General features: G+C 74.4%; 25 protein-coding genes. 17 read left to right on the top strand and 8 right to left on the bottom strand.

Going from position 1 to position 26600, the window contains the following annotated elements:
- Window positions 1-10 precede the first annotated feature (10 nt).
- Entirely contained in the window at window positions 11-649 is a 639-nt protein-coding gene (eda, locus tag AC4OR8_RS02915) for a bifunctional 4-hydroxy-2-oxoglutarate aldolase/2-dehydro-3-deoxy-phosphogluconate aldolase (RefSeq protein ID WP_492164071.1), read from the top strand.
- On the opposite strand, the gene AC4OR8_RS02910 is transcribed toward eda, so the two are convergent.
- Window positions 606-1511 (bottom strand): hypothetical protein, encoded by a 906-nt coding sequence (locus AC4OR8_RS02910; RefSeq protein WP_492164070.1) that lies wholly within the window; start codon window positions 1509-1511, stop codon window positions 606-608. The two genes, eda and AC4OR8_RS02910, sit on opposite strands and share 44 nt — an antisense overlap.
- Before the next feature lie 80 nt (window positions 1512-1591).
- Here AC4OR8_RS02910 and AC4OR8_RS02905 point away from each other — a divergent pair, with 80 nt between their 5' ends.
- The 3 genes from AC4OR8_RS02905 (at window position 1592) to AC4OR8_RS02895 (ending at window position 3689) form a co-directional block, all read left to right on the top strand.
- Window positions 1592-2077, top strand: coding sequence for a glutathione peroxidase (locus tag AC4OR8_RS02905; RefSeq protein WP_492164069.1), 486 nt, complete (start codon window positions 1592-1594; stop codon window positions 2075-2077).
- The gene (locus AC4OR8_RS02900; protein WP_492164068.1) at window positions 2074-2541 is read left to right on the top strand and encodes an SRPBCC family protein; all 468 of its coding nucleotides are present in this window, start codon (window positions 2074-2076) and stop codon (window positions 2539-2541) included. Before AC4OR8_RS02905 ends, AC4OR8_RS02900 begins: the two co-directional genes overlap by 4 nt.
- Window positions 2542-2732: 191 nt before the next feature.
- Window positions 2733-3689 (top strand): hypothetical protein, encoded by a 957-nt coding sequence (locus AC4OR8_RS02895; RefSeq protein WP_492164067.1) that lies wholly within the window; start codon window positions 2733-2735, stop codon window positions 3687-3689.
- 167 nt (window positions 3690-3856) lie between these two features.
- On the opposite strand, the gene AC4OR8_RS02890 is transcribed toward AC4OR8_RS02895, so the two are convergent.
- Window positions 3857-6289 carry an MMPL family transporter gene (locus AC4OR8_RS02890; RefSeq protein WP_492164066.1) on the bottom strand — a complete coding sequence of 811 codons (2433 nt, stop codon included), beginning with the start codon at window positions 6287-6289 and terminating at the stop codon, window positions 3857-3859.
- 55 nt (window positions 6290-6344) lie between these two features.
- On the bottom strand, window positions 6345-6971 hold the full coding sequence (locus AC4OR8_RS02885) for a TetR/AcrR family transcriptional regulator (RefSeq protein ID WP_492164065.1): 627 nt from the start codon (window positions 6969-6971) through the stop codon (window positions 6345-6347).
- Window positions 6972-7130: 159 nt separating this feature from the next.
- Between AC4OR8_RS02885 and AC4OR8_RS02880 the strand changes: the two genes are divergently transcribed.
- A complete protein-coding gene (locus tag AC4OR8_RS02880; RefSeq protein WP_492164465.1) occupies window positions 7131-8510 on the top strand; it encodes an NAD-dependent malic enzyme in 1380 nt (459 codons plus the stop codon).
- A 3-nt stretch (window positions 8511-8513) separates the two neighbouring features.
- Here the strand turns inward: AC4OR8_RS02880 and AC4OR8_RS02875 are convergent, their stop codons facing one another.
- Together AC4OR8_RS02875 and ppgK are read right to left on the bottom strand one after the other, a co-directional pair.
- Window positions 8514-9305, bottom strand: coding sequence for a hypothetical protein (locus AC4OR8_RS02875; RefSeq protein WP_492164064.1), 792 nt, complete (start codon window positions 9303-9305; stop codon window positions 8514-8516).
- A 110-nt stretch (window positions 9306-9415) separates the two neighbouring features.
- Entirely contained in the window at window positions 9416-10168 is a 753-nt protein-coding gene (gene ppgK / locus AC4OR8_RS02870) for a polyphosphate--glucose phosphotransferase (protein ID WP_492164063.1), read from the bottom strand.
- 147 nt (window positions 10169-10315) lie between these two features.
- Here ppgK and AC4OR8_RS02865 point away from each other — a divergent pair, with 147 nt between their 5' ends.
- Together AC4OR8_RS02865 and AC4OR8_RS02860 are read left to right on the top strand one after the other, a co-directional pair.
- A complete protein-coding gene (locus tag AC4OR8_RS02865; protein ID WP_492164062.1) occupies window positions 10316-11833 on the top strand; it encodes a fatty acid desaturase in 1518 nt (505 codons plus the stop codon).
- Between the two features lie 114 nt (window positions 11834-11947).
- Window positions 11948-12574 (top strand): TetR family transcriptional regulator, encoded by a 627-nt coding sequence (locus tag AC4OR8_RS02860; protein WP_492164061.1) that lies wholly within the window; start codon window positions 11948-11950, stop codon window positions 12572-12574.
- A gap of 10 nt (window positions 12575-12584) precedes the next feature.
- On the opposite strand, the gene AC4OR8_RS02855 is transcribed toward AC4OR8_RS02860, so the two are convergent.
- Complete coding sequence (locus AC4OR8_RS02855; RefSeq protein WP_492164060.1) at window positions 12585-13448, bottom strand: GTP-binding protein LepA; 864 nt, start codon at window positions 13446-13448, stop codon at window positions 12585-12587.
- A 24-nt stretch (window positions 13449-13472) separates the two neighbouring features.
- On the opposite strand from AC4OR8_RS02855, the gene AC4OR8_RS02850 reads away from it, so the two are divergent.
- Together AC4OR8_RS02850 and AC4OR8_RS02845 are read left to right on the top strand one after the other, a co-directional pair.
- Window positions 13473-14876, top strand: a complete 1404-nt coding sequence (locus AC4OR8_RS02850; protein WP_492164059.1) for an MFS transporter — start codon at window positions 13473-13475, stop codon at window positions 14874-14876.
- 101 nt (window positions 14877-14977) lie between these two features.
- Window positions 14978-16270: a M15 family metallopeptidase gene (locus AC4OR8_RS02845; protein WP_492164058.1), complete on the top strand. Its 1293-nt coding sequence runs from the start codon at window positions 14978-14980 to the stop codon at window positions 16268-16270.
- On the opposite strand, the gene AC4OR8_RS02840 is transcribed toward AC4OR8_RS02845, so the two are convergent.
- A complete protein-coding gene (locus tag AC4OR8_RS02840; protein WP_492164057.1) occupies window positions 16257-17117 on the bottom strand; it encodes an alpha/beta hydrolase fold domain-containing protein in 861 nt (286 codons plus the stop codon). The two genes, AC4OR8_RS02845 and AC4OR8_RS02840, sit on opposite strands and share 14 nt — an antisense overlap.
- Before the next feature lie 47 nt (window positions 17118-17164).
- On the opposite strand from AC4OR8_RS02840, the gene AC4OR8_RS02835 reads away from it, so the two are divergent.
- Together AC4OR8_RS02835 and AC4OR8_RS02830 are read left to right on the top strand one after the other, a co-directional pair.
- Window positions 17165-18130, top strand: coding sequence for an NADPH:quinone oxidoreductase family protein (locus tag AC4OR8_RS02835; RefSeq protein ID WP_492164056.1), 966 nt, complete (start codon window positions 17165-17167; stop codon window positions 18128-18130).
- Window positions 18127-18981, top strand: coding sequence for a 2-phosphosulfolactate phosphatase (locus AC4OR8_RS02830; RefSeq protein ID WP_492164055.1), 855 nt, complete (start codon window positions 18127-18129; stop codon window positions 18979-18981). The genes AC4OR8_RS02835 and AC4OR8_RS02830 overlap by 4 nt, the downstream gene beginning before the upstream one ends.
- A gap of 116 nt (window positions 18982-19097) precedes the next feature.
- Here AC4OR8_RS02830 and AC4OR8_RS02825 read toward each other — a convergent pair whose 3' ends face one another.
- Window positions 19098-19394 carry a putative quinol monooxygenase gene (locus AC4OR8_RS02825; protein ID WP_492164054.1) on the bottom strand — a complete coding sequence of 99 codons (297 nt, stop codon included), beginning with the start codon at window positions 19392-19394 and terminating at the stop codon, window positions 19098-19100.
- Between the two features lie 40 nt (window positions 19395-19434).
- Here AC4OR8_RS02825 and AC4OR8_RS02820 point away from each other — a divergent pair, with 40 nt between their 5' ends.
- The 6 genes from AC4OR8_RS02820 (at window position 19435) to AC4OR8_RS02795 (ending at window position 26586) form a co-directional block, all read left to right on the top strand.
- On the top strand, window positions 19435-19797 hold the full coding sequence (locus tag AC4OR8_RS02820) for a hypothetical protein (protein WP_492164053.1): 363 nt from the start codon (window positions 19435-19437) through the stop codon (window positions 19795-19797).
- A gap of 119 nt (window positions 19798-19916) precedes the next feature.
- On the top strand, window positions 19917-21836 hold the full coding sequence (locus AC4OR8_RS02815; RefSeq protein WP_492164464.1) for a M13 family metallopeptidase: 1920 nt from the start codon (window positions 19917-19919) through the stop codon (window positions 21834-21836).
- Complete coding sequence (locus AC4OR8_RS02810) at window positions 21833-22114, top strand: DUF2470 domain-containing protein (protein ID WP_492164052.1); 282 nt, start codon at window positions 21833-21835, stop codon at window positions 22112-22114. The genes AC4OR8_RS02815 and AC4OR8_RS02810 overlap by 4 nt, the downstream gene beginning before the upstream one ends.
- A 79-nt stretch (window positions 22115-22193) precedes the next feature.
- Window positions 22194-24305 (top strand): RecQ family ATP-dependent DNA helicase, encoded by a 2112-nt coding sequence (locus AC4OR8_RS02805; protein WP_492164051.1) that lies wholly within the window; start codon window positions 22194-22196, stop codon window positions 24303-24305.
- A 31-nt stretch (window positions 24306-24336) separates the two neighbouring features.
- Window positions 24337-25044 (top strand): hypothetical protein, encoded by a 708-nt coding sequence (locus tag AC4OR8_RS02800; RefSeq protein ID WP_492164050.1) that lies wholly within the window; start codon window positions 24337-24339, stop codon window positions 25042-25044.
- 195 nt (window positions 25045-25239) lie between these two features.
- Window positions 25240-26586: an FAD-dependent oxidoreductase gene (locus AC4OR8_RS02795; protein WP_492164049.1), complete on the top strand. Its 1347-nt coding sequence runs from the start codon at window positions 25240-25242 to the stop codon at window positions 26584-26586.
- The last annotated feature ends 14 nt before the right edge of the window (window positions 26587-26600 follow it).

Genomic DNA, 26600 nt, shown 5'->3' with positions numbered 1-26600 from the left:
CGGGACGGCGGTGACCGCCCCGGCCGGTGCGACGTCGCTGCTCGACCTGGTGCCGGTGGTGCCGGTCGTGGTCGTCGACGACCTGGCCACCGCCGTGCCGCTCGCCCGGGCGCTGGTGGCCGGCGGCCTGCCGGTCGTCGAGCTGACCCTGCGCACGCCCGTGGCGCTCGACGCGATCCGCGCGATCGCCGAGGAGGTGCCCGAGATCGTGGTCGGCGCCGGCACGGTGGTGACCCCCGCCCAGGCCGAGGCGGCCCGTGCCGCGGGGGCCCGGTTCCTGGTCTCACCCGGGTGCACGCCCGCGCTGCTCGACGCGATGCTGTCCACCGACCTGCCGTTCCTGCCCGGCACCGCCACCGTCTCGGAGGTGCTGAGCGTGCTCGAGGCCGGGGTGCAGGAGATGAAGTTCTTCCCCGCCGAGGCCTCGGGGGGTGCTGCGTTCCTGAAGTCGGTGGCCTCGCCGGTGCCGCAGGCACGGTTCTGCCCCACGGGTGGAATCACCGCGCAGAGCGCCCCGGCGTACCTCGCGCTGCCCAACGTCGGCTGCGTGGGCGGCTCCTGGCTCACCCCGGCCGACGCCGTCGCCGCGGGCGACTGGGACCGCGTCAGCCGGCTGGCTCGGGCCGCCGTCGACCTGCGAGGCGCCTGAGCACCAGCACGACCACCAGCGCGAGCGGCCCCAGCACCAGCAGCGCGATCGACAGCCGCTCGAGGTCGGAGACGACGACGTCGTACATCGCGGCCAGCAGGTTGCGGTCCTCGGTGCTGGGGGCGCGGTCGAGGGCGAGGGTGCGCGCCCCGGCCAGGCCGAGCAGCACCACCGCGCCGGCCACGGCGGTGCCGAGGGCCAGGATCGCGAAGGTCACGGTGCGCCGGGAGCTGACCAGCAGCGCGGCCAGCGCCAGCAGCAGGCAGACCAGCGGCAGGCCGAGCCCCGCGGCGTCGAGGACGTCGTAGCCGGTGCGAGCGCGCTCGACGTCCGAGCCGGAGGCCACCTCGAAGGACGCGTCGACGTCGGAGGCGTCGGCGCGCGCCGGCAGCCCGGCCTCGGCGAGGGCGTCGAGGACCTCCTGCAGCACCGGCGTCAGGTCGATGCGCACCGGGGCGCCGCGCTCGTCCTGCAGCGCGGTCAGCAGCTGGCCGTGGGAGGTGCGCACGGCCTCCTCCCACACCGGCGGGAAGGCCTGGCTCTCCACCACGCGCAGGACCACGGTGGTGACCGCCTCGCGCACGGCCCCCTCGACCCCGCGGCCGCCGACCTCGGTGCCGAGCGCCCGCTCCAGCTCGGCGCGGGTCGCGGGGGCGTCGACGACGCCGACCGCGAGGCCGGCGAGGCGGGCGGTGACCGCGGTGACCACGTCGTCGTCGGTGGCCAGCGGACCGGCGGTGTCGACGAAGGAGTCCTCGTCCTCGACGACCGTGGCCGACCAGCCAGACGTCAGCGCCAGCGGCAGCAGCAGCACGGCGACCAGGGCGAGCAGGTTGGCGAACGCGGAGCGGACCCATCTCATGGCGCCGATGCTCCCACGGGCGGACCTGGTGCCGGTGCCGCCCTCGTGCGGTGCTGGTCCCGCGCTGGCAGACTGACGGTATGACCACCTTGCAGGACTTCTCCGCCCGCGCCATCGACGGGCAGGACGTCGACCTCTCCACCTACCAGGGCCAGGTCGTGCTGGTCGTCAACACGGCCTCGCAGTGCGGGTTCACCCCGCAGTACCAGGGCCTCCAGGGGCTGCACGACCGCTACGCCGCGCAGGGGTTCTCGGTGCTCGGCTTCCCCTGCGACCAGTTCGGCGGGCAGGAGCCCGGCGACGACGCCGAGATCGCCGGCTTCTGCGAGCGCAACTTCGGCGTGCAGTTCCCGCTGTTCTCCAAGGTGGAGGTCAACGGCGACGGCGCCCACCCGCTGTTCCAGTGGCTGAAGGACCAGAAGTCGGGCCTGCTCGGCGGCAAGATCAAGTGGAACTTCACCAAGTTCCTGATCGGCGCCGACGGCCAGGTGGTGGGGCGCTACTCCCCGACCACCAAGCCGGAGAAGATCGCGAAGGACGTCGAGAAGGCGCTCGCGGCCCGATGACCCGGTTCACCGCCGCCACCAACGCCGAGGGCGTGGTCGCCACCTCGCGCCAGGCCGTCTGGGACGTGCTCACCGACCCGGTGGCCCTCGCCGAGATGACGCCGTTCCTCAAGCGGATCACGCCCGAGGGCACCGACCACTGGCGCTGGGAGATGACCGGGCTCGACGTCCTGCCCATCGCGGTGACGCCGGTGTTCACCGAGAAGATGAGCTTCACCGACCTCGAGCGCATCGACTTCCACCACGACCCGCCGGCCGGGCGCGACGAGCGCACCGCGGTGACCGGGTGGTACCTGCTGCGCGACGTCCCCGACGGCACCCACCTCTCCACCAGCCTCGAGATCACCCTCGACCTCCCGCTGCCCAAGCTCTCCTCGCGCATCGTCACCACCGCCATGAAGGGCGTCATCGACCAGATGGGCGACCGCTTCGCGGCCAACCTCCGCGCCCGCCTCGGGGTGTAGCCGCCCGGGCAGTTTCCCCGGCCGGCCGGGGAAACCGGAACATGGTGGGTGAAATGTCAGCCACCATGAGGCAGTTTCCGCCGCGCCCCGACGTCCGGACGCCGGCAGGACTCGGGCCGAGGGCGACCGTCGTGCCCAGGGCCTGTGGACGGCGGTCACCGTGACGCGCGCACCGGGGAAGGGTCCTCGTCATGAGCGACCTCGTGACCTCCTTCCCGACCCCCGAGCTGCGGCTGCGCCGCGAGGCGCTGACGCAGGGCCACACCGACAAGTCCATCCGTCGGATGGTGCGCGACGGCACCTGGGTCAGGATCCGCCACGGCGCGTACGCCGACCATGACTGGTGGCGGGGCCTCAGCCGCACCGAGCAGCACCGGGCGTTGGCGTGGTCCGTCGTCGCCCGCGGCGACGAGCGGCTGGTGCTGTCCCACGTCAGCGCGGCCGTCGCCCACACCGACGGGTGGTGGGGTCTCGACCTGGCCGACGTCCACGTCACGCGCACCGACGCCGTGGGAGGCCGCCGGGAGGCCGGCGTGCGACGTCACCGTGGCGCGCTCGGCGGGAGCGACGTGGTCGAGCGCCACGGCCTCCCGGTGACAGCCACGGCGCGCACCGCCCTCGACCTCACCACTGTCGCAAGCGTCGAGGCCGCGCTGACGGTGTGGGACCGGCTGCTGGCCGACGGCCTGATGACGCTCCCCGAGGCCGCCGCGCGGTACGACGCCCGCATGCGCCGGGCGCCCCACAGCCTGCGCACCGACCTCGTGCTCCGCCTGGCCGACGGGAGGGCCGGGTCGCCCGGTGAGACGCGCTGCCGCTACCACTTCTGGCGTCAGGGCCTGCCCACCCCTGAGCTGCAGTGGCCGGTGGCCGACGCCCGGGGCGAGGTCATCGGGTGGTCGGACTTCGCCTGGCCCGGACTGGGGCTGCTCGCCGAGTTCGACGGGCGGGTCAAGTACACGACGCTCCTCCGTGCCGGCGAGACCGCCGCCGACGCCGTCATCCGAGAGAAGGACCGGGAGAACCGCATGGTCGAGGCGACGGGATGGCGCATGCTGCGCATCACCTGGGCCGACCTCGACGCTCCGACGGAGCTGGCACGTCGGGTCCGAGCCCTGGCGGGCCTCCCTGGCCGCCCGGCCGCCTGAGCTGGGGGAGCACCGACGTGCCGGTTCGGGCACCGTCGTCCGAATAGCTCGGAGGCGGAAACTGCCACCGGGTGGCCGAAATTTCAGCCACCCAGTGGCGGTTTCCCCGGCCGGCCGGGGAAACCGCTCCGCCCCGCCCCGCCCCGCCCCGCCCGCCCGTGCGAGCGTCAGACGCGGGCGTCGGGGTCGTCGGCGAGGTGGCCCCGGGCGGCGTGGCTGCCGCCGTGGTGGGCGGCGTCCTCGGTGTCGACCGTGTCCCCGGCGTGCGAGCCGGCCGTGCCGACGGCAGCGGGGCGCTGCAGGTTCTCGCCCTCCACGTCGACGTTCGGCAGGATCCGGTCGAGCCAGCGCGGCAGCCACCACGCCTTCTCGCCCATCAGGTAGAGCAGCGACGGCACCAGCACCATCCGCACGACGAACGCGTCGAACACGATGGCCACGGCGAGGGCGAAGCCCATCGACTTGATGATGGCGTCGTCCTCGAGCACGAACGCGGCGAAGACGAAGATCATGATGGACGCCGCCGCGGTGACCACGCGCGCGGAGTTGCGGAAGCCGTCGACGACCGCCTCGCGGGTGGACATGCCGTGCACGTGGGCCTCGCGGATGCGGGTGACGAGGAAGACCTGGTAGTCCATCGCCAGCCCGAACACCACGCCGATCAGGAAGATCGGCATGAAGCTGACGATCGGCTGGCCCTCCATCAGGCCGAACGCGCCCTCCTGGAACACAGCGACGGTGACGCCGAGGGTGGCCAGCACCGACAGCAGGAACCCGAGGGTCGCGGTGAGCGGCACGAGGATCGAGCGGAACACGATCATCAGCAGGATGAACGCCAGACCGATCACGATGGCCAGGTAGATCGGCAGCGCCCCGGCGAGCTGGTCGGAGACGTCGGTGGTGATGGCGGTCAGGCCGGTGATGCCGGTGTCGGTGCCGGTCTCGGCCTCGATGCCGTCCTGGCCGTCGCGCAGCGTCTCCAGCAGGTCCTTGGTGGCCTCCTCGTCGGGGCCGGACTGCGGCACGACCTGCACGAGCGCGCCGGTGGCGGGCGTGGTGACCGCGCCGTCGGCGTCCATCACGGCGTTGGTGGCGACCACCTGGGCGTTGGCGACCTCGTCCTGGCCGGCGGCCCACGCGGCCACCTCGCCGAACGCCGCCTGCCGCTGCTCGGGGTCGTCGATGCCGCGGGCGTCGACCACGGTGAGCAGCGGGCCCTCGCGGCCCGGGCCGAACGCCTCGGCCATCAGCTCGGAGGCCTTGCGCTGGGTGGTGTCGGAGGACGCCGTGGAGTCGCTGGGGAAGGCGAGGTGCAGGTCCTTGAGCGGGATGGCGAGGGCGCCGAGGACGACCACGACCAGCACGGTCAGCGCGACGGGGCGCTTGCCGACGAAGCGGGCCCACCGCACGCCGTTGTTCAGCACCCGGCCGTCGTCGTCGCGGCGCGGGGCGTACTTGCGCACTTGGCCGCCGAAGGCCTTCGACTTCAGCATGCCGAGGATCGCGGGAAGCAGGGTGAGCGCCACCAGCACCGCGATGAACACGGTGGCCGCGGCGGCCAGGCCCATGGCGGTGAGGAACGGGATGCCGACCACCGACAGCGCCGCGAGCGCGATCAGCACGGTGAGGCCGGCGAACACGACGGCGGAGCCGGCCGTGCCGACGGCCAGGCCGATCGCCTCCTTGCGGTCGCCGCCGGTGTGGTGGAGCTCGGTGCGGTAGCGGGCGAGGATGAACAGGGTGTAGTCGATGCCGACCGCGAGGCCGATCATCGAGCTCAGCGCGGTGGTGCTGGAGCTGAGGTCCATCACCGCGGTCATCGCGGTGACACCGGTGAGGCCGAGGCCCACCCCGAAGACCGCGCTGATGATGGGCAGGCCGGCGGCGACCAGCGAGCCGAACGTCAGCAGCAGCACCAGCAGCGCCAGGGCGATGCCGATCAGCTCGGCGGCCCCGCCGCCGAAGGACTGCAGCTGCGAGCCCGCCCCGTTGACCTCGACGGTGAGCCCGGCGTCGCGGGCCTCGTCCATGACCGACTCGAGGTCCTCGAGCGTGCTCGGCTCGATGTCGGCCGGGGTGTCCACGTCCCAGGCGTAGGTGATCGTGCCGATGGTGGCGTCGTCGGAGAGCGGCGACAGCGCGTCGGCGTTCGCCCGCGCCTGCTCCACCGAGCCGCCGGCCTGGCGGGCCCCACCGACGATCTGCTCCTCCTGCGCCGCGGCGACCGCCACGGGGTTGCCGAGACCGGGGTTGGCGGCCATCGGGTCGTCGCCCATCTGCGGCAGGGCCGCGAGGTCGGCGACCAGCGTGTCGACGACCTCGGCGTACTCGCCGTCGGTGAGCGTGGCGCCCTCGGGGGCCTGCACCACGACGTTGACGTCGGCGGCGTCGAAGGCGTCGGCCGAGCCCGGGAACAGGTCGCCCTGCAGGTCGGCGGCCTTCTCCGAGGGGATGCCGGGGATCGTGAAGCTGTCGGTGAAGGGCTTCGAGAAGCCCGCCGCGACGCCGATCACCACGACGAACAGCGTCAGCCATCCGGCGATGAAGAACGGCCAGCGCCGGAACGCCGTCGTCCCGAGTCGATGGAGCAGAGTGGCCATGGCGGGGTCTCCTGGTCGTGGTGCGGGTGGGGGGCTGCTGGAGGTCGGGGGTGGGCTACGCCATCAGGGCGCGGGCGGTGGCGAGGGTCTCGCGGAACGTCTCGGCGAGCGAGCGCTCGGGCAGGGGGCGTACGCCGTCGGTCCCGTCGGCGCCCTCGGCGGGCAGGGCGCCCTCGGCGAGGGTGCAGTCGAAGACCGAGACGAGGAGCCGCACGAGCAGCCGGGCCTTGTCGCGGCCGAGCCCGGCGCCCTCCCGGTCGAGGACGAGGTCGACGAACTCGCCGGTGAACGCCTCGAACCGCTCGTGGGCGGCGATGACCAGCCGGGGGTTGCCGTGGAAGACGCGCTGGCCGAGCTCGACGTCCTCGCGGCTGAGGTCCTTGGTGCTGAGCACGACCACGGCCAGCTCGCCGAGGTCGTCGAGCAGGTGACCGTGGGGACCGCCGGCGCAGAACGTGGCCACCGCGTCGGGCGGCACCTCCGGCATGTTGCCGAGGACGGCGTCGAGCTTGCTGGGGAAGTAGTTGAACAGGGTGCGCCGCGACACCTCGGCGGCGTCGGCGAGCTCGTCCATGGTGAAGCCGTCGAGGCCGCGGTCCTCGGTGAGCCGCTGGGCGCAGACGGTGATCCGGTGCTCGGTCTGGCGGCGCTTGGCCGCACGCAACGTTGCACTCTCGGTCACGGAGTGCAGTATTGCACTATCGTCCCAAAAGTGCAGAAAGGTGACGATGGTCACTTGTGGTCGTTGCGGCCGGAGGTGACTTGCCGGTAACCCGTGAGGGGGTCGATGGTGGCCCCTGTGACCTCCCGTGCCGCCACCACGTCGTCGTACTCGATCACCATGCGCCTGCACACGGCGCCCGACCACGGCGTCGTCGGGACGGTGGCCACCGCCATCGCCCAGGCCGGCGGCATCGTGATGGCGGTGGACGTCGCGGAGTCGAGCCACGAGCGCCTCGTCGTCGACGTCACCTGCTCCGCGGGCGACGCCGACCACGCCAAGCTGCTGGAGGCCGCGGCCGACGCGGTGGACGGCGTGAAGGTCTACAAGACCAGCGACCGCACGTTCCTGCTGCACATCGGCGGCAAGATCGAGGTGTCGTCGAAGGTGCCGATGCGCAACCGCGACGACCTGTCGATGGCCTACACCCCCGGTGTGGGTCGCGTCAGCATGGCGATCCACGAGCACCCCGAGGACGTGTGGCGCCTGACCACGAAGGGCAACACCGTCGCGGTGGTCACCGACGGCTCCGCCGTGCTCGGCCTGGGCAACATCGGGCCCGGCGCGGCGATGCCGGTGATGGAGGGCAAGGCCGCGCTGTTCAAGCGCTTCGCCGGCATCGACGCCTGGCCGATCTGCCTCGACACCCAGGACACCGACGAGATCGTGCGCGCCGTCGAGCTCATCGCCCCCGGCTTCGGCGGCATCAACCTCGAGGACATCGCCGCCCCCCGCTGCTTCGAGATCGAGCGCCGGCTGCGCGCCAGCCTCGACATCCCCGTCTTCCACGACGACCAGCACGGCACCGCCATCGTCGTGCTGGCCGCGCTCACCAACGCCCTGCGCGTGGTGAAGAAGGACCTCGCCGCCGTGCGGATCGTGGTGGCGGGCGCCGGTGCCGCCGGCACCGCCATCGTCACGCTGCTGCTCGCCGCGGGCGCCGGCGACGTCGTGGTGTGGGACCGCGAGGGCTGCCTCTCGACCGACGACGACACCCTGCCGCCGGCCAAGGCCGAGCTGGCCGCGGTCACCAACCCCCGCCGGGTGCGCGGCGACCTGCAGACCGGGCTCACCGGTGCCGACGTGTTCATCGGCGTCAGCGGCCCCAACCTCCTCGACCCGCTGTGGATCAAGGACATGGCCGACGACGCCGTGGTCTTCGCGCTGGCCAACCCCGACCCGGAGGTCGACCCCGCCCAGGCCGAGAAGTACGCCGCCGTGGTGGCCTCGGGCCGCTCGGACTACCCCAACCAGATCAACAACGTGCTGGCCTTCCCCGGCGTCTTCCGCGGCCTGCTCGACGCCCGGGCCTCCGACGTGACCCTCGAGATGCTGCTGCGTGCGGCCGAGGCCATCGCGCTGGTGGTCAAGGACGAGGAGCTCAACCCCAGCTTCATCATCCCCACCGTGTTCCACCCCGACGTGCCGAAGGCCGTCGCCAACGCCATCCGCGGCCGGGGCCCGGCACGCGACGACGGGACGCCGGCCCGCCAGGGGTGAGGCTCAGGCCTCGGGGCGCACGCTGATCTGCTCGACGGGGCGCACCTCGACGACCCGTCGCAGCGCGTCGTCGACGTCGGTGCCGGCGCCCGCCTCCAGCGTCACGGCGTACGGGAAGTCGCGCAGCAGCACCGACACGGTGCTGCGACCGGGCTGGCCGGACTGCCCGGCGTCGTCGTGCCAGACGTAGCGCTCGGGCGTGCTCCCGACGGCGGGCTCCTCGGTGCGGGAGGTCCGGCCGTGCTGGCGGTCGAACCAGGTCAGCGCGGAGCGCTGCCCGGTCACCTCGCTGTAGGTGACGAGCACCGGGAGCCCGTCGACCACCACGTCGCACTGCCACATCGTGGGCCGGTTGAACTCCGGGTGGCGCAGCAGGAAGTCGCGGCACGGCTTCTCGCCGGGGCGGAACGACGGGAAGACCCACGCGAGCCCCTCGACGCCGGTCGGCAGGGCGCACGCGGCGGCCTGGGTGCCGTCCCAGCAGGTCTGGCGGCTCGCCGCGACGTCCTCGCCGCGCTCGCCGGAGACCATGCGCTGGCCCATCAGCAGCCCCACCACCAGCAGCACCGTCAACGGCAGCACGACCGAGAGCACCCCCCAGGTCCCGGACGGCGGTCGCGGCGCGGTCGAGCGGTCGTCGAGCACCTCGACGGCGCCGGCGTGCTCGGGCGCGACCGCGTCGGGGGCGGGCAGGTCGCTGCCGCACACCCCGCACGTCGCGGCGCGGCCGGCCGGCTCGCCGCACAGCGCGCAGGCCAGCGCACGCGGCGCAGGCTGCTGGTCGGTCTCGGACACGGCTCTCCCCTCGACGCCCGAGCGGCCATCATGACCGACGTGGCGCCCCGGCGGCAGCGGTGCGCGGCGGGCGGGCGCCCCGCGGGCGCCGGGACCCCGTCGTCGCGGGCTCAGTGCTGCAGCGAGGCCCACCAGGCCGCGCCCACCACCCCGGCGCGGTTGCGCAGCTGCGCGGGGACGATCTCGGTGGCGACGTCGATCAGCGGCAGGAACTCCTCGGCGCGCTTGCTGACGCCGCCGCCGACGACGATGAGGTCGGGGGAGAACAGCTTCTCGAGGGTGGCGTAGTAGCGGGTGAGCCGCTCGGCCCACGCCGCCATCGTGAGCCCCTCGGCCTCGCGGACGCTGTTGGCCGCGCGCTGCTCGGCGTCGTGGCCGTCGATCTCGAGGTGGCCCAGCTCGGCGTTCGGCACCAGCACGCCGTCGTGGACCAGTGCGGAGCCGATGCCGGTGCCGAGGGTGGTCACGATGACCAGGCCGCGGCGCCCGCGCGCGGCGCCGTAGCGCACCTCGGCGAGCCCGGCGGCGTCGGCGTCGTTGACCACGTGCACCTCGCGGCCGGTGGTCGCGGTGAACAGCGCGTCGGCGTCGGTGCCGATCCACGCGTGGTCGATGTTGGCGGCGGAGTGCACCACGCCGTGGCGCACCACGCCCGGCACGGTCACCCCGATCGGCGCACCGGAGGGCGCGAACTGCGCGAGCAGCTCGCCGAAGACCTCGGCCACGGCGGCCGGGGTGGCGGGCTGGGGGGTGCGTACCCGCACGCGGTCGGCGGCGAAGTCGCCGCGGGCCAGGTCGACCGGCGCCCCCTTGATGCCGGTGCCGCCGAAGTCGATGCCGAAGGGGTGCTGGTCGTTGTCCACCGGCACATCCTGCCGGTCGGGCGCGGCGGGCGGCTCCCCCGGGAGGGTCACTTGACAAACGGGTGCCTCTTGTCAAACGGGTTGACATTCCGTACGGTTCTGTCAACCCGGTCGGTGATCGGGGTCACTCACCTGGAGGCCGACGCGATGACCGCCACCCCCGCCACCCCCGCCACCCCCGTCCCTGGCCCCGTCCCTGCCCCCGGCGCGACGCAGGAGCAGGTGCCGCACAGCACCGTGCCGGCCGGCTCCACCGAGCAGTGGCGCGACGGCAAGCGCCGGTTGTGGCTGATCGGCCTGGTCGTGCCGTCGCTGGCGTTCGTGGCGATGGGCGGGTGGGGCCTCACCGGCCTGGGGGTCTTCCTGTGGGTGGGCCCGATCGTCGTGCTCGGCATCGTGCCGGCCATCGACCTGGTGGCGGGCCTGGACCGCACCAACCCGCCCGACGACGTCATCGAGGCCCTGGAGCAGGACCGGTACTACCGGTGGATCACCTACCTCTTCCTCCCGATCCAGTACCTCGGGTTCGTCGGCGCCTTCTACGTCATCGCCGAGGGTGCGCCCTTCGGGCCGGGCGAGCTCACGACGCTCGACCGGGTCGGGCTCGCCGTGACGCTGGGCTGCATCGGGGGCATCGGCATCAACACCGCCCACGAGCTGGGCCACAAGCGCGAGGAGAACGAGCGCTGGCTCTCCAAGGTCGCGCTCGCGCAGAGCTTCTACGGCCACTTCTACATCGAGCACAACCGCGGTCACCACGTGCGGGTCGCCACCCCGGAGGACCCCGCGTCGTCGCGGCTCGGGGAGAGCTTCTACCGGTTCTGGCCGCGCACCGTCGTCGGTGGCGTGCGCAGCGCCTGGAACCTGGAGCGCCGCCGCTACGCCCGCAAGAAGCAGCACCCGTTCCGCCTGCGCAACGACGTGCTCAACGCGTGGGTGATGTCGGTGGTGCTCTTCGGCGCCGTCGTCGCGTGGCTGGGCTGGGGGGTGCTGCCCTTCCTGGTGCTCCAGGCGGTCGTCGGCTTCACCCTGCTCGAGGTCGTCAACTACATGGAGCACTACGGGATGCTGCGCCAGAAGGTGGGCGTGGGGGAGCGCCGGCGCTACGAGCGCGTCGACCCGTCGCACTCCTGGAACTCCAACAACATCGCCACCAACGTGCTGCTCTACCACCTGCAGCGCCACAGCGACCACCACGCCAACCCCACCCGGCGCTACCAGACCCTGCGCGACTTCGAGGAGAGCCCCGTGCTCCCCACCGGGTACGCCGGGATGATCGTGCTCGCCCTCGTGCCGCCGCTGTGGCGGCGGGTGATGGACCCCCGGGTGCTGGCCCACGTGGACGGCGACGTGACGCGGGCCAACATCGACCCCCGCTCCCGCACCCGCTACCTGCAGCGCTACCCCTCCGACGCCGCCCGCGCGGAGCAGGCCGAGGCGGCGGCCGCCGCTGCGGCCCTGCCCGGCGCGGTCGCCGACGCGGAGGTGCTGGCGGCGCGGTGCCCCGGGTGCGGGCACACCTACGAGGTGGTGTCCGGCAACGAGCTCGAGGGCTTCGCCGCCGGCACCGCCTGGGCCGACATCCCCGACGACTGGTGCTGCCCCGACTGCGGGGTGCGCGAGAAGGTCGACTTCGTCCCGCTGACCACGGCGGAGGCGGGCTGAGCCCCGGCCGCCCGGCCCCCAACCCCTCGGGGGCCGAGCGGCCGGTCGGCGTCCGCCGCGCACGCGGGGCGCCCGGACGGGGCACGCCGGGGCGCGGTTCCTAGACTCCCCGGCATGGAGTCGGCGGCAGCGCGGGGCGGGGACGACGTGGGCGACGGGCCCGACGGGTCCGCCGCCGGAGCCGTCACCACCCGCGACCGCGTCGTCGCCGGTGCCGTGGCGCTGACCTCGGAGGTGGGCTGGGCCCACGTGACGATGGCCCGGGTCGCCGACCGGGTCGGGGTGAGCCGGCAGACGGTCTACAACGAGGTGGGCGGCAAGCCCGGCCTGGCCGAGGCGATGATCCTGCGCGAGCTCGACCGCTTCCTCGGCCTGGTCACCCGCGCCTTCGACGACCACCCCGACGACCTGGGCGCCGCGATCCGCGCCTCGGCCCTCGCGGTGCTCCGCACGGCCGAGGGCAACCCCCTGCTGCACGCGGTGGTCTCGGCCACCCACGGCGCCGACACCGAGCTGCTGCCGCTGCTCACCACCCACGCCGACTCCCTGCTCGCCGCGGCCAAGGCGGTGGTCGGCGAGCGGCTGCCGCCGTACGGCCCGGGCCTGGCCCCGGCCCAGCTCGACGCCGCCATCGACATGGTGGTGCGGGTGGTGCTCAGCCACGTGATGGCGCCCAGCGCCGGCCCCGAGGCCACGGCCGACGCGATCGCCTGGCTGGCCGACCGCGTGCTGCGCGGCTGAGCCGGCGGGCTCAGCCGCCGCGGTCCTCGCGCGCCCGCGCCAGCGCGACGGCCTCGCGGAACGCACGCACGACGTACGGCGGCACGGTCAGGCCCTGGTGGTGGGCCCAGAGCAGGTCGGCCTCGACGCGCGCGACCTGGGTGGCGAAGTCGTCGGGGTCGTCGGCGATGCCGAGCGCGGTCATCACGTCGCCGAAGTCGGCCTTCTGCGCGTCGTCGTTGGCGCCGACCGGGGCGAAGGAGAGCGACCGCATCCGCCGTACCAGCCAGCGCTGCCAGCCGGCGAGCTCGGCCCACAGGCCGGTGGCCGAGAGCCGGTAGAAGGCGTAGTGGCCCGGCTCCTGGCGGCGGATCGGGGCCACCACGGTGCGCGCCAGCGCGGTCTCGCCGAGCTCGACGACGCCGTCGTGCAGCAGCGTGTAGGCCAGCACGGCGGAGCGCTCGGTGGCCATGCCGGTGAGGTAGTAGAGCATCCGCGACACGTCCTGGAACCCTGCGTGGTGACCCAGCGCGCCCAGCACCTTGAGCTTGAGGCCGACCGAGTCGCGGTCGGGGGTGGCCGGGGGGCGACCCAGGCGGACCTGCACCTCGTCGAGCACCTGGCCGTGCCGGGTCTCCTGGGGGTGCCACACGTCGCGGAAGAACACGACGTCGATCTCGGGCGGGTCGGGCAGCATCGCGGCGATCTCGAGCACGTTGCGCTCCACCTCGAGCTCCACGCGCGCGAGGTAGTCGAGGACGCCGCCGAAGCGTCGGGCCACCTCGTCGGGACGCCGCACGGTGTGGTCGACCGACGAGAGCTCGATCGGCGGGTGCTCGGCCCCGAGGCGGGCCACGTGGTCGACGAGGCGCTGCGCGGACGGGGTCGTGCTCACGGGCACCCACCCTAGGGTGGAGCCATGACCACCATGCCCACGCCGGGCGGTGTCGAGCTCACCAGCACCGCCGGACGCCGGGTCGTGGCCGCCGCCGTCCTGGGCTCGGGGCTCACCATGCTCGACGGCACGGCCGTCAACGTGGCGCTGCGCACGATCGGTGAGGACCTCGACGCCAGCCTGGCCCAGCTGCAGTGGGTCACCAACGCCTACCTGCTCGCCCTGGCCAGCCTGATCCTCCTCGGGGGGTCGCTGGGCGACCGGTTCGGGCGCCGCCGGGTCTTCGTGTGGGGCACCGTCGGCTTCGCCGCCGCGAGCCTCGGGTGCGGGCTGGCGCCGACGCCGGAGGTGCTGATCGCCGCCCGCGTGGTGCAGGGCGCGGCGGCGGCGGCGCTGACCCCCGGCAGCCTGGCGATGATCCAGGGCGCGCTGCGCCCGGCCGACCGCGCCGCCGCCATCGGCACCTGGACCGGGCTGGGCGCGGTCGCCGCCGCCGGCGGGCCGTTCATCGGCGGCCTGCTGGTCGACTACGCCGACTGGCGCCTGGTGTTCCTGGTCAACCTGCCGCTCGCCGCGGTCACGGTGTGGCTGGCCCGGGCCGTGCCCGACACCCGCGACCCGCACGCCGCGCCCCACCTCGACTGGCTCGGGGCGTCGCTGGCCACGCTGGCGCTGGCGGGGGTGACCTACGCCCTCATCGAGTGGGGCAGCGCGGTCGCGCCGTGGGCCGGGGTCACCGGGCTCGTCGCGGGCGTGGTGTTCGTCGTCGTCGAGCACCGCGAGCGCTACCCGATGCTCGAGCCCGGCCTGTTCGCCGACCGCACCTTCGCCGCCGCCAACGCGATGACGCTGCTGGTCTACGGCGCGCTCGGGGCCATGTCGTTCTTCCTCACCCTGCAGCTGCAGACCGTCGGCGGCTACGGCGCTCTGGGCGCGGGCCTGGCCTCGCTGCCGCTGACGGTGTGCATGCTGCTGCTGGCCGCGCGCGGCGGTGCGCTCGGCGCCCGCACCGGTCCCCGCCTGCCGCTCACCGTCGGTCCGCTGGTGATGGCGGCGGGGGTGCTGCTGATGCTGCGCGCGGGCGAGGCGCCGTACGTCGTCGGCGTGCTGCCCGGCATCACCGTCTTCGGCCTCGGGCTGGCCCTGCTGGTGGCCCCGCTCACCGCCACCGTGCTCGCCGCCGCCCCCGACGAGCACGCCGGCGTGGCCAGCGGGGTCTCCAACGCGGTCGCACGGGCGGGCTCGCTGCTCGCGGTCGCCGCGCTCCCGGCGGCCGTCGGCCTGGGCGGCGAGCAGTACGCCGACCCCGCCGCCCTGGACGCCGCGTTCGGCCGGGCGATGGTGGCCTGCGCGGGACTGCTGGTCGTCGGCGGGGTGCTGTCGTGGGTCACCGTGCGCTCCGACGTGCTGCGCGACCCGGTGGGCTGACCGCCTCCGGTCGGCGGCGCGGGGCGCACGGGGCTGGCGGAGGGGCGATCGTGCGCGGCGTCACACCCGCCCGCCTACGCTGGGGCCAGGGGAGGACCACCATGCACCGACTTCGACGCCCGGCCCGTGCCGCGGCGCTCGCGCTGACCGGCGCGCTGCTGCTCGCGGCGTGCGGCACCGACGACGGCACCACCGCCGGTGGGCCGGCCACCGCCGGCGCGGCGTCCGGTGGCGCCAGCCCCGGCGGGACGGGTGCGGGCGGCGCGAACGGTGGGAGCGGCGACAGCGGTGCCGGCGGGTCGGCCGGCGACGGGGCCACCGCCGTGCCGGCGCTCGACCCCGACCTCGCGGTGGAGCCGCCCGGTGAGTTCGACGGGCGCCCGGAGTACGCCGACATCCTGGTGGTCGCCCAGGACACCATCGACCCCGCCACGATCGAGGCCATCGACGCGATGGACCGCGTGGTCTCGGTCGAGACGCTCTCGCTGGCGCAGGCCAGCATCGAGGGCCAGGTGCTGAACGTCGCCGCCGTCGACCCCGCCAGCTACCGCTCCTGGACCGCCCAGCCCAGCCCGGAGGCCCAGGAGGTGTGGGAGCGGGTCGCGGCGGGCGAGGTGGCGGTGGCCTCCGACCTGGAGGAGCGGCTGCCCACCGACGCCGACGGCTACCTCAAGCTCGGCAGCGCCGAGACGTCGGAGAAGGTGCACGTGGGCGCCTTCGCCCCGCAGATCGCCAACGCCGTCGACGCCGTGGTGAACGAGAAGTGGGGCGTCGAGCTGGGGGTGCGGCCCGACAACGCGCTGCTGGTGTCCACCGGCCCCACGGCGCCCGACCGGGTGGTCGCCCCGCTGCAGGACCTGCTGCCCGAGAAGACCTCGATCCAGCGCCTCGACACCGTGGCCACCCTCGGCCTCGACATCGACGCCACCCAGACGGCGTTCGTCGTGGGTGCGGTGGCCGACGCGGTCGGCACCTTCAACTACACCGTGCTCGGCGGGGGGCGCATCGCCGCCGACCCGGCGTGGGAGGCCAGCCACATCGTCACCGCCGACGTGCCGATCCTGGGCTCGGTGAGGTGCAACGAGGCGATCATGCCGCAGCTCACCGCCGCCCTGCGCGAGGTCGTGGAGCGCGGGCTGGCCGACGAGATCGACCCCGGTGAGTACGGCGGCTGCTACTACCCGCGCTTCATCGCCGGCAGCACGACGCTGTCCAACCACTCCTTCGGCCTGGCGCTCGACTTCAACGTGCCCGGCAACCTGCGCGGCACCGTCGGCGAGATCGACCGCGGCGTCGTCGACATCTTCAAGAAGTGGGGCTTCGCCTGGGGCGGCGACTGGAGCTACACCGACCCCATGCACTTCGAGGCCGACCGCATCGTCACCCCCGGCTGACCAGCGCCTCGCTCACCGCCGCGGCCACCAGGGCCATCGTGGTGCGCGCCCGCACGGGATCCTCGGTGAGGAAGTAGTGGTCGACGCCCGGGGTCACGTCGTGCACCACCGGTACGCCGGCCGCGCGCAGCCGCTCGGCGTACCGGTCGCCGTCGCGGCGCAGCGTGTCGCGCTCGGCGGTGAGCACGACCGCGGGAGGCAGGCCCGTCAGGTCGGGTGCGCGCAGCGGGGAGGCGTACGGCTCGGTGCGGGTGGCGGGGTCGGGGAAGTACACCCGGCGCACCAGCGCGCGCAGCGACGGGCTGATCGCGCCCGTCCCGGACGGCGGGTCGTCGGCGAGGTCGAGCGCCGGGACGCCGAGCACCTGCAGCCGTGGGGCGAACGACCCGGTGTCGCGGGCCATCAGGCACACCGCCGCGGCCATCCCGCCTCCGGAGGAGAAGCCGCCCACCGACACCGGGGCGCCGTCGCGGGCCGCCCACGCGGCGGCGTCGTGGCTCTGGTCCTGCGCCACCGGGTAGGCGACGTACGGGCCGGTGCGGAAGTCGACCGCGAGCACCCGCACCCCGGCGGTGGCGGCGAGGTAGCGGCACCACCAGTCGTCCATCGCGGGGTGGCGCATCAGCCAGGCACCGCCGTGCAGGTGAACGTGGGCGGGGCCCGCGCCGCTGGTGGCGCCCGGTGGGAGGTGCTCGAGCACCCCCACCGTGCCGTGCCGGGTGGGGGCGCGCAGCCGCCGCGGCCGAGGGAGGTCGGTGCCGGCCAGGCGCAGGTCGTCGCCGTAGCGCACCGTGAAGCGCGCCGTGGCGTGCATCAGCGTCGCCTGCAACCGGTCGGTGGGCCTCACCGTGGGCGTTCGTCGCGGCGACCGGCCCGGATGGCTACGGTGCACCCATGCGCGCAGTCCAGGTCGTCGACACCACCGGTCCCACCCACCTGCAGGTCCGCGACGTCGAGGAGCCGGTGCCCGGCCCCGACGACGTGCTGGTGGACGTGCACAGCGTCGGGGTGTCGTTCCCCGACCTGCTGCTGAGCCGGGGGGAGTACCAGCTCAAGCCGGAGCCGCCGTTCACCCTCGGCGTCGACTTCGCCGGCGTCGTCGTCTCCGGCCCGGAGGGCTACCCCGCCGGCACCCGCGTCGCCGGCGTCGGCGGCTGGGGCGGCGCGGCCGAGCGGGTGGTCAACCCCGCCGAGGCCACCTTCGTGCTGCCCGACGCGCTGTCCTTCGACGAGGGCGCGGCGCTGCCGATGAACTACCTCACCGCCCAGTTCGCCCTGGCCGAGCGCGGCGGCCTGCAGGCCGGGGAGACCGTGCTGGTGCACGGCGCCGCCGGAGGCGTCGGCACGGCCACGATCCAGGTGGCGCGCGGGATGGGCGCCCGCGCGGTCGCGGTGGTCTCCACCGAGGCCAAGGCCGAGGTCGCCCGCGCCGCCGGCGCCGACGACGTCGTGCTGCTCGACGGGTTCAAGGACGCCGTCCTGGGCCTCACCGACGGCCGCGGGGTCGACGTGGTGGTCGACGTGGTCGGCGGCGACGTGTTCACCGACTCGCTGCGCGCGCTGGCCCCGCAGGGCCGCCTGCTCGTGGTCGGCTTCGCCGCCGGGCAGGGCATCCCCCAGGTCAAGGTCAACCGCCTGCTGCTCAACAACACCGACGTGCGCGGCGTCGGCTGGGGCGCCTACGCGATGGTGCGCCCCGGCTACATGCAGCAGCAGTGGGCCGCGCTCGAGCCGATGATGGCCTCCGGCGTCGTGAAGCCGCCGATCGGCGCGACCTACGGTGTCGAGGACTTCGGCCGGGCCCTGGTCGACATGGACGAGCGCCGCACCCTGGGCAAGTCGGTGGTCCGGCTCCGGTGACCCCGGAGCCCGCGCTGCCGGCCCACCGGCAGGCCGGCCACGCCGTGCGGCTCGAGTGGGGACCCACCGGCGCCGCCGCCCTGGTCGCCGACCTCGGGCCTGGTGACGTGGCGGTGGTCGTCGACGTGCTGTCGTTCACCACCACGCTCGGCGTCGCGGTGTCCCGCGGGGCCACGGTGTGGCCGCTGGCCTGGCGCGACGCGCGCGCCACGGCGTACGCCGCCGAGCGCGACGCCGTGCTGGCGGTGGGCCGCCTCGAGGCCGCCCGGCCCGGGGCGGACCCGGGCGCGGTGAGCCTGTCGCCGGTCTCGCTGCTCGCCGGGCCCGCCGTGCGCCGACTCGTGCTGCCCTCGCCGAACGGGTCCACCGTGTGCGCCGCGCTCGCCGACGGCTCGGGCGGCTCGGGTGGCTCGGGTGGCTCGGCGGTGGTCGACGTGGTGGGTGCCGGCCTGCGCACCCGCGCCGCGGTGGCGGCGTGGCTGGCGCGGCGGGTGGACGACGGTGCGCGGGTGGCGCTGGTCGCGGCGGGCGAGCGGTGGCCCGAGGGGTCGCTGCGGCCCGCGGTCGAGGACCTCTGGGGCGCGGGCGCCGTGCTCGACGCGCTGCTCGGCCACCGGCCCGGCCTGCTCGACGACCTCTCGCCCGAGGCGCTCGCCGCCCGCGACGCCTGGCGCGCGGTGGCCGCCGGGGCCACTGCCGGGCCGGCGGCTGCGCTGGCGGCCTGCGCCAGCGGCCGCGAGCTGGTCGACAAGGGCTTCCCCGACGACGTCGCCGCGGCCGCCCACCTCGACGCCGACGACGTCGTCCCGCTGCTCACCGACGGCGCCTTCTCGGCCGCGCCGCGGCTGTAACGCGCAGTTGGCCCCTCTGCTGCCCCGTCACGACGGGGCAGCAGAGCGACGAAGGGAGCGTTACAGCCGATGACGGCGGGGACGGCTGCGGGGCCGGCCGCGCGGAAGGGCAGGGGTCAGGAGAGGGGCGTGAGCGGGTGGATGGCCACCTCGCCGACCAGCGCCGCGCCGAGCACCTCGAAGGCGCGGGCGATGTGGTCGCTGCGCATGTGGGCGTCGAGGTCGGCCTGGCTGCGCCAGGCCTCGACGGTGACGAACACGCCCGGCACCGCGCCCGACTCGTAGGCGGTGTAGCCCACGCACCCCTCCTCGGCCCGGGTGGCGGCGACCAGGTCGGCGAGGCCGGCCTGCACCGCCTCCCGGTGGGCGGGGTCGGTGGGGATGGTGGCGACGACGTGCAGCTCGGTGGTCATGGGTCGACGCTACGCGGCCCGCGCAGGAGATGATGGGGTCATGGACGACGCGCACCAGCACCCCGACCACGACGCGCCGCGACCGCCGGCCGACCTCGGCGAGGAGGAGCGCGTACGTCGCGCCGGGCACATCATCCTCGACGGCGTCACCGCCGCCGACGCGCGCGGTGTCGACCCCGACGTCGACCCGATGGAGCTCGCCTTCTCCCACCTGCTCGAGATCGAGGCCATCTCGCTGGCGCTCGACGAGGAGGAGCAGGAGGTGGAGCTCGACATCTCGCCGCTGATGGGCGGGGTGATGCTGGTGGTGCGACGCCTGGTCGCCGAGCTCGCCGTGCGCGACGACGTGAGCCCCGAGAGCGTGGTCATGTCGGTGCGCGCCGCCATCGACGACGCCGTCTGACCCGGACCAGCACCGACCAGCACCGGCCGGCGCCGGCCGGCGCCGGTCTGGCGCCCCCGGGCCTCCGGGTGCGGGCTAGGGTCGGTCGGGTGAGCATCCTCGACGACGCCCGCGAGGGCATGGACCCCGACACCCGCCCCCAGGACGACCTGTTCGGCCACGTCAACGGCAGGTGGCTCGCGGAGACCGAGATCCCCGCCGACCGCTCGAGCTGGGGGCCGTTCGTGCAGCTGGCCGACGCCGCCGAGCAGCACGTGCGCGCGATCGTGGAGGAGCTCGCCGCCGGCGAGCCCCGCGACGACGACGCCCGCAAGATCGGCGACCTGTACGCCTCCTTCATGGACACCGAGGCGATCGCGGCCCGCGGCACCGGCCCGGTGCAGCCGCTGGTCGACGCGGTCGCCGGGCTGCGCGACGTGCGCGACCTCGCGGCGTTCCTCGGCGAGCTGGAGCGCATCGGCGGCCACGGCCTGTTCGGGTCGTACGTCGACACCGACAGCCGCGACTCCGACCGCTACCTGTTCCACCTCGGTCAGGGCGGCCTCGGCCTGCCCGACGAGTCGTACTACCGCGAGGAGAAGCACGCCGCCACCCGCGAGCAGTACGTCGCCTACCTGACCCGCCTGCTCGGCCTCGGCGGTCACGAGGACCCCGCGCAGGCCGCCGCGACGGTGCTCGACATCGACACCCGCATCGCGAAGGGCCACTGGGAGCGCGCGGAGACCCGGGACGTGCAGAAGACCTACAACCTGCTCACCCACGACGACCTGGTCGCGCTGTGCCCGTCGTTCGACTGGGACGCCTACGTCACCAACCTCGCCGGGCCCGGCATCGACCGCGAGCGGGTGCTGGCCGAGGTGTGCGTGCGCCAGCCGTCGTTCTTCCGCCACCTGTCGACGGTGCTCGACGAGGTCGGCATCGACCAGTGGCGCGCCTGGCTGCTCAGCCACGTGCTGCGCTCGGCCGCGGCCTACCTCACCGACGACTTCGTCGAGACCAACTTCGACTTCTACGGCCGCACCCTCAACGGCACCCCCGAGCTGCGGGCGCGCTGGAAGCGGGGCATCGCGCTCGTGGAGGGCGCGCTGGGCGAGGCCGTCGGCAAGGAGTACGTCGCCCGGCACTTCCCGCCGGCGTCGAAGGCGATGATGGACGACCTGGTGGCCAACCTGCTGGCCGCCTACCGCGAGTCCATCGCGGCGCTCGACTGGATGACCGACGAGACCAAGGAGCGCGCCTACGAGAAGCTCGCCACCTTCCGGCCCAAGATCGGCTACCCCGAGCGGTTCCGCGACTACTCCGCGCTCGAGGTGACGGCCGGTGACCTGATGGGCAACGTCGCCGCGGCCTCGGCGTTCCAGACCGACCGCGAGCTCGGCAAGCTCGGCGGCCCCGTCGACCGTGACGAGTGGTTCATGCTGCCGCAGACCGTGAACGCCTACTACAACCCCGGCACCAACGAGATCTGCTTCCCCGCGGGCATCCTGCAGAAGCCGTTCTTCAGCCCCGACGCGGAGCCCGCGGAGAACTACGGCGGCATCGGCGCGGTCATCGGCCACGAGATCGGCCACGGCTTCGACGACCAGGGCGCCCAGTACGACGGCGCCGGCAACCTCAACGACTGGTGGACCGCCGCCGACAAGTCGGCGTTCGAGGTGAAGTCGAAGGCCCTGGTCGAGCAGTACGACGTCTTCGAGCCGCGCGCCCTGCCGGGGGAGAGCGTCAACGGGTCCCTGACCGTCGGGGAGAACATCGGCGACCTCGGAGGCCTGACGATCGGCCACAAGGCCTACGTCATCTCCACCGACGGCGCGGCCAGCACCGAGGACCGGGAGAAGCTGTTCCTCAACTGGGCGTTCGTGTGGCGCACCAAGCGCCGCGTCGAGCAGGAGCGGCAGTACCTCACCATCGACCCGCACTCCCCGCCGGAGTTCCGCGCCAACATCGTGCGCAACCTCGACGAGTTCCACGAGGTGTTCGCCACCCGCGAGGGCGACGGGCTGTGGCTCGACCCGGCCGAGCGGGTGCGGATCTGGTGACCTTCCCCGACGACGTCGTCGAGGCGGTGCTGGCGCACATGAACGACGACCACGCCGAGGACTCCCTCACCATCGTGCGCGCCCACGGCTACCCCGCCGCGGCGTCGGCCGAGATGACCGGCGTCGACGAGCACGGCGCCACCTGGCACGTCGTCGACGCCACGGGCGAGGCGTCGCTGCGGGTGGCCTGGCCCGACGGGCCGGTCACCGAGCGGGCCGGCCTGCGCCGCGGCGTGGTAGCGCTGCACGCCGCCGCGCGCGCCTCGCTCGGCGGCTGACGGCGGCCGGCAGCGACGGCCTGTGGACGACGGGGACGGCCCCGCCGCAGACGTCGGCGCGCGCTGGTAGACAGGGCGCATGACCACCACCGCAGCCCCGACCCAGGCCGATGCCGCCGCCGTGCGCGCCGAGGCCGAGGCCCACCTGCGGGCGCTGGTGGGCCGCGACGACGCCGTGCTGCGCGAGGACCAGTGGTCGGCCATCGAGGCGCTGGCGGTGCACCGGCGCCGGGCGCTGGTCGTGCAGCGCACCGGCTGGGGCAAGTCGGCGGTCTACTTCGTCTCCACGCTGCTGCTGCGCGCCCGCGGCGCCGGCCCCACGGTGATCGTGAGTCCGCTGCTGGCGTTGATGCGCAACCAGATCGCGGCGGCCGAGCGCGCCGGCATCCGCGCGGTCACCATCAACTCCACCAACATCGGCGACTGGCAGCCCATCCACGACGCGATCAACGCCGGCGAGGTCGACGTCCTGCTGGTCAGCCCGGAGCGGCTGAACAACCCCGGCTTCCGTGACGAGGTGCTGCCCCGGCTGGCCGCCACCGCGGGGCTGCTCGTCGTCGACGAGGCCCACTGCATCTCCGACTGGGGTCACGACTTCCGCCCCGACTACCGCCGCATCCGCACGATGCTCGACGACCTGCCCGAGGGCATCCCCGTGCTGGCCACCACCGCGACCGCCAACCAGCGCGTCACCGAGGACGTGCAGCAGCAGCTGGGCCGCGACGTCCTGGTGCTGCGGGGCTCCCTCGACCGCGAGTCGCTGCGGCTCGGCGTCGTGCGGCTGCCGACCGCCGACCAGCGGCTGGCCTGGCTGGCCGACCACCTCGCCGAGCAGCCCGGCTCGGGCATCGTCTACTGCCTCACCGTCGCCGCCACCCAGGAGATCGCCGACTACCTGCGCTCGCGCGGCCACGACGTCGCCGCCTACTCCGGGCAGACCGAGCCCACCGAGCGCCAGGCCCTCGAGGCCGACCTGATCGCGGGCCGGGTCAAGGCGCTGGTGGCCACCAGCGCGCTCGGCATGGGTTTCGACGCCACCCTCGGCTTCGTGGTCAACATGGGCGCCCCGTCGTCGCCGGTGTCGTACTACCAGCAGGTGGGTCGTGCCGGGCGCGGCACCGCCGAGGCCACCGTGGTGCTGCTGCCCGCCGTCGAGGACCGCGACATCTGGGCCTACTTCGCCTCGTTGGCCTTCCCGCGCGAGGAGCTCGTGCGCCAGACCCTCGAGGTGCTCGCCGAGGAGGGGCGCCCGATGAGCACCGCGGCGCTGGAGACCCGGGTCGAGCTCAACCGCACCCGGCTCGAGACGATGCTCAAGGTGCTCGACGTCGACGGCGCCGTGCGCCGGGTGCGCGGCGGCTGGGAGTCGACGGGGCGGTCGTGGACCTACGACGAGGAGCGCTACGCCCGGGTGCGCGAGGCCCGGGAGCGCGAGCAGCGCGCCATGCTCGACTACCTCGACACCGACCGCTGCCGCATGTGGTTCCTGCGCGACCAGCTCGACGACCCCGCCGCCGAGCCCTGCGGCCGCTGCGACACCTGCGGCGGGCTCGACCTGTCCACCGACGTCTCGGCCGCGGCCGTCGAGGAGGCACAGGCCCGGCTGGCCCGCCCGGGGGTGCCGGTGGCGCCGCGCAAGATGTGGCCCACCGGGATGGACCGGCTCGGCATCGACCTGAAGGGCAAGATCACCGACGTCGCGGCCGAGGGCCGCGCGGTGGCCCGGCTCACCGACCTCGGCTACGGCCAGGCCCTGCGCGAGCTGTTCCGTCCCGAGACGCCCGACGGACCGGTGCCGGTGCCGCTGGTGCGCGCCGTGGTGGAGGTGCTCGGCGACTGGCAGCCGGGCGTGGACGCGATCGTGGTGGTCGAGTCGGTCAGCCGGCCCACCCTCACCGCCGACCTCGCCGACGGGCTCTCGCGCTACCTCCGGGTGCCGGTGCTCGGGCGCTGGGCCGTCGTCGACCCCGACGTGCCTCCGGGGCGCGGCGCGATGAACTCCGCGCAGCGGGTGGCCGCCGTCGGGCGGCGCAGCGCGCTCGAGGCCGAGCCCGGGGCGCTCGAGGGTCGCTCGGTGCTGCTGGTCGACGACCGGGTCGCCACCGGCTGGAGCCTCACCCTCGCCGCCCGCGCCGTCCGCGCGGCCGGTGCCACCGCCGTCCACCCGCTGGTGCTCGCCGCGGAGTCCTGACCGGCGGCCCGCGACTCGCTACGGTGCAGACATGAGGCGTGACGGCAGCGGCGGTCGCGGTCGGTCGGGAGCAGCCGTGGCGTCCTCGACCCTCGGCCCGGCCGCGGCGCTGCTCGCCGGTCTGCTCGGGCTGGCGGGGCTGGCCGGGTGCGCCGGTGAGCCCGCCGGCGACGGCGACGGCGACCCGACCGCCGTGGAGGCGACGCACCGGTCGCTGGCGGCGGCGACGATCGACCACGTCGGCGAGACGGCCTCCGCGGCGGCTCCGCTCGCCCCCCGCGACGACGTGCCCCGTGGGTCCCTGGCGGTGGAGGTCGCCTTCCCCCGGCCCAGCGGCGACCCGACCCACGTGCGGGTCGTCGTCGCCGACGGCCTCGCCGGCCTCGACGAGGAGGTGGACACCTTCGACGACCTGGGGTGCTCCGCGCTCGGCGCCGAGGCCACGGGGTGCGAGGAGGGCGGCGGTGACGGGCCTGCCACCGTGCTGACCTGGTCGGCGGGCCACCCCGAGGAGGACCCCGGCGGGCTGACGGCCGCCGCGCGCCACGACGACCACGTCGTGGTGGTGCTCGCCTACGGGCCGATGGTCGGCGACGAGCTCGGCGACCTGCGGCCGTTCGCCGACGACCTGCTGGCGCTCGCCGCCGACCCCGCGGTCGGGTTCCGCACCAGCGCGTCCTACGCCGAGGCTGGCGACGCGATCGGCGACGACGTGTGGATCGAGCAGTACGGCGGCTAGCCTCGACCCGTCGCGGCCGTCGGCGGCGGCGGCTCGACGTGGCGCAGACCACACGCGCCACAGGAACGTCCTGTGGCGTCACAGCGTTGTGCTCACTACTGGGTGCACCAAGTGTCGGGCACGCTGGACGTGAGCCGGCACGCCGCCCACCGCGGCGCCGCCCCCGCCGTTCGTCGAGCAGCTGTAGGAGTGAGCATGAGGAAGATCCGTGTCGCCGTCATCGGCGCCGGTCCTGCCGGGATCTACGCCGCCGACATCCTGACCAAGGAGCACCCCGAGGCCCGCGTCGACGTGTTCGACCGCCTCCCCGCTCCGTACGGCCTGGTGCGCTACGGCGTGGCTCCCGACCACCCGCGCATCAAGGAGATCATCAAGGCGCTGCGCCGGGTGCTCGACCGTGACGGCATCCGCTTCCTCGGCAACGTTGACTACGGCACCGACCTCACCCTCGACGACCTGCGCGAGCACTACGACGCCGTGGTGTTCTCCACCGGCGCGATGAGCGACCGCGCCCTCGACATCCCCGGCATCGACCTCGCGGGCAGCCACGGCGCGGCCGACTTCGTCAGCTGGTACGCCGGGCACCCTGACGTGGCCACCGAGTGGCCCCTCGACGCCGAGCAGGTCGCGGTCGTCGGTGCGGGCAACGTGGCGCTCGACGTCGCGCGCATGCTGGCCAAGCCGGCCGACGAGCAGCTCACCACCGAGATCGCCGACAACGTCTACCAGGGCCTGAAGGCCAACCGCGCCACCGACGTCCACGTCTTCGCGCGCCGCGGCCCGGCCGAGATCAAGTTCTCCCCGATGGAGCTGCGTGAGCTCTCGCACTCCCCGAGCATCGACGTGCTCGTCGAGGAGGAGGGCTTCCAGATCGACGACGACGGCCAGTCGCGCATCAGCAGCAACAAGGGCACCCGCCTGGTGGTCGACACGCTGCTGAAGTACCTCGAGGCCGAGCCCACCGGCGCGCCCCACCGCATCCACATCCACATGTGCCAGAACCCCGTCGAGGTGCTCGGCGAGGACGGCAAGGTCGTCGGCATCCGCACCGAGAAGACCGAGATGGACGGCACCGGCAACGCCCGCGGCACCGGCGAGTTCGTCGACCACCCGGTGCAGGCGGTCTACCGCGCGGTCGGCTACCGCTCCTCGAACCTGCCGGGCCTGCCCTTCGACGAGTCGCGCGGCGTGCTGCCCAACGACGCGGGCCGGGTGCTCGACGGCGAGGGCTTCCCCCTCCCGGGCGTCTACACCACCGGCTGGGTCAAGCGCGGCCCCGTGGGCCTGATCGGCCACACCAAGTCCGACGCCAACGAGACCGTGACCAGCCTGCTGGCCGACCTCGACAAGCTGCCGCCCCCGGCGGCGGGCGACGACGACGAGGCCGTGCTGGCCCGGCTCGCCGAGCGCGGCGCCGAGCCCACCACGTGGGAGGGCTGGACCCGCCTCGACGCCCACGAGGTCTCCCTCGGCGGCCCCGCCGGCCGCGAGCGCGTCAAGGTCGTGCCGCGCGAGGAGATGCTCCGCATCTCCCGCGGCTGACCCTCACCGGAGGC

The sequence above is a fragment of the Nocardioides sp. FY1077 genome (assembly GCF_058681775.1).
This window is presented reverse-complemented; position numbering and strand designations above follow the sequence as displayed.

What these genes read in the sequence shown, in the direction of transcription:
- AC4OR8_RS02910 (WP_492164070.1), bottom strand. Translation starts at nt 1,511, where the DNA reads ATGAGATGGGTCCGCTCCGCGTTCGCCAACCTGCTCGCCCTGGTCGCC.
- AC4OR8_RS02795 (WP_492164049.1), top strand. Translation starts at nt 25,240, where the DNA reads ATGAGGAAGATCCGTGTCGCCGTCATCGGCGCCGGTCCTGCCGGGATC.
- AC4OR8_RS02845 (WP_492164058.1), top strand. Translation starts at nt 14,978, where the DNA reads ATGCACCGACTTCGACGCCCGGCCCGTGCCGCGGCGCTCGCGCTGACC.
- AC4OR8_RS02865 (WP_492164062.1), top strand. Translation starts at nt 10,316, where the DNA reads ATGACCGCCACCCCCGCCACCCCCGCCACCCCCGTCCCTGGCCCCGTC.
- AC4OR8_RS02800 (WP_492164050.1), top strand. Translation starts at nt 24,337, where the DNA reads ATGAGGCGTGACGGCAGCGGCGGTCGCGGTCGGTCGGGAGCAGCCGTG.
- AC4OR8_RS02880 (WP_492164465.1), top strand. Translation starts at nt 7,131, where the DNA reads ATGCGCCTGCACACGGCGCCCGACCACGGCGTCGTCGGGACGGTGGCC.
- AC4OR8_RS02890 (WP_492164066.1), bottom strand. Translation starts at nt 6,289, where the DNA reads ATGGCCACTCTGCTCCATCGACTCGGGACGACGGCGTTCCGGCGCTGG.
- AC4OR8_RS02815 (WP_492164464.1), top strand. Translation starts at nt 19,917, where the DNA reads ATGGACCCCGACACCCGCCCCCAGGACGACCTGTTCGGCCACGTCAAC.
- AC4OR8_RS02820 (WP_492164053.1), top strand. Translation starts at nt 19,435, where the DNA reads ATGGACGACGCGCACCAGCACCCCGACCACGACGCGCCGCGACCGCCG.
- AC4OR8_RS02860 (WP_492164061.1), top strand. Translation starts at nt 11,948, where the DNA reads ATGGAGTCGGCGGCAGCGCGGGGCGGGGACGACGTGGGCGACGGGCCC.
- AC4OR8_RS02895 (WP_492164067.1), top strand. Translation starts at nt 2,733, where the DNA reads ATGAGCGACCTCGTGACCTCCTTCCCGACCCCCGAGCTGCGGCTGCGC.
- AC4OR8_RS02900 (WP_492164068.1), top strand. Translation starts at nt 2,074, where the DNA reads ATGACCCGGTTCACCGCCGCCACCAACGCCGAGGGCGTGGTCGCCACC.
- AC4OR8_RS02835 (WP_492164056.1), top strand. Translation starts at nt 17,165, where the DNA reads ATGCGCGCAGTCCAGGTCGTCGACACCACCGGTCCCACCCACCTGCAG.
- AC4OR8_RS02825 (WP_492164054.1), bottom strand. Translation starts at nt 19,394, where the DNA reads ATGACCACCGAGCTGCACGTCGTCGCCACCATCCCCACCGACCCCGCC.
- AC4OR8_RS02850 (WP_492164059.1), top strand. Translation starts at nt 13,473, where the DNA reads ATGACCACCATGCCCACGCCGGGCGGTGTCGAGCTCACCAGCACCGCC.
- AC4OR8_RS02805 (WP_492164051.1), top strand. Translation starts at nt 22,194, where the DNA reads ATGACCACCACCGCAGCCCCGACCCAGGCCGATGCCGCCGCCGTGCGC.
- AC4OR8_RS02905 (WP_492164069.1), top strand. Translation starts at nt 1,592, where the DNA reads ATGACCACCTTGCAGGACTTCTCCGCCCGCGCCATCGACGGGCAGGAC.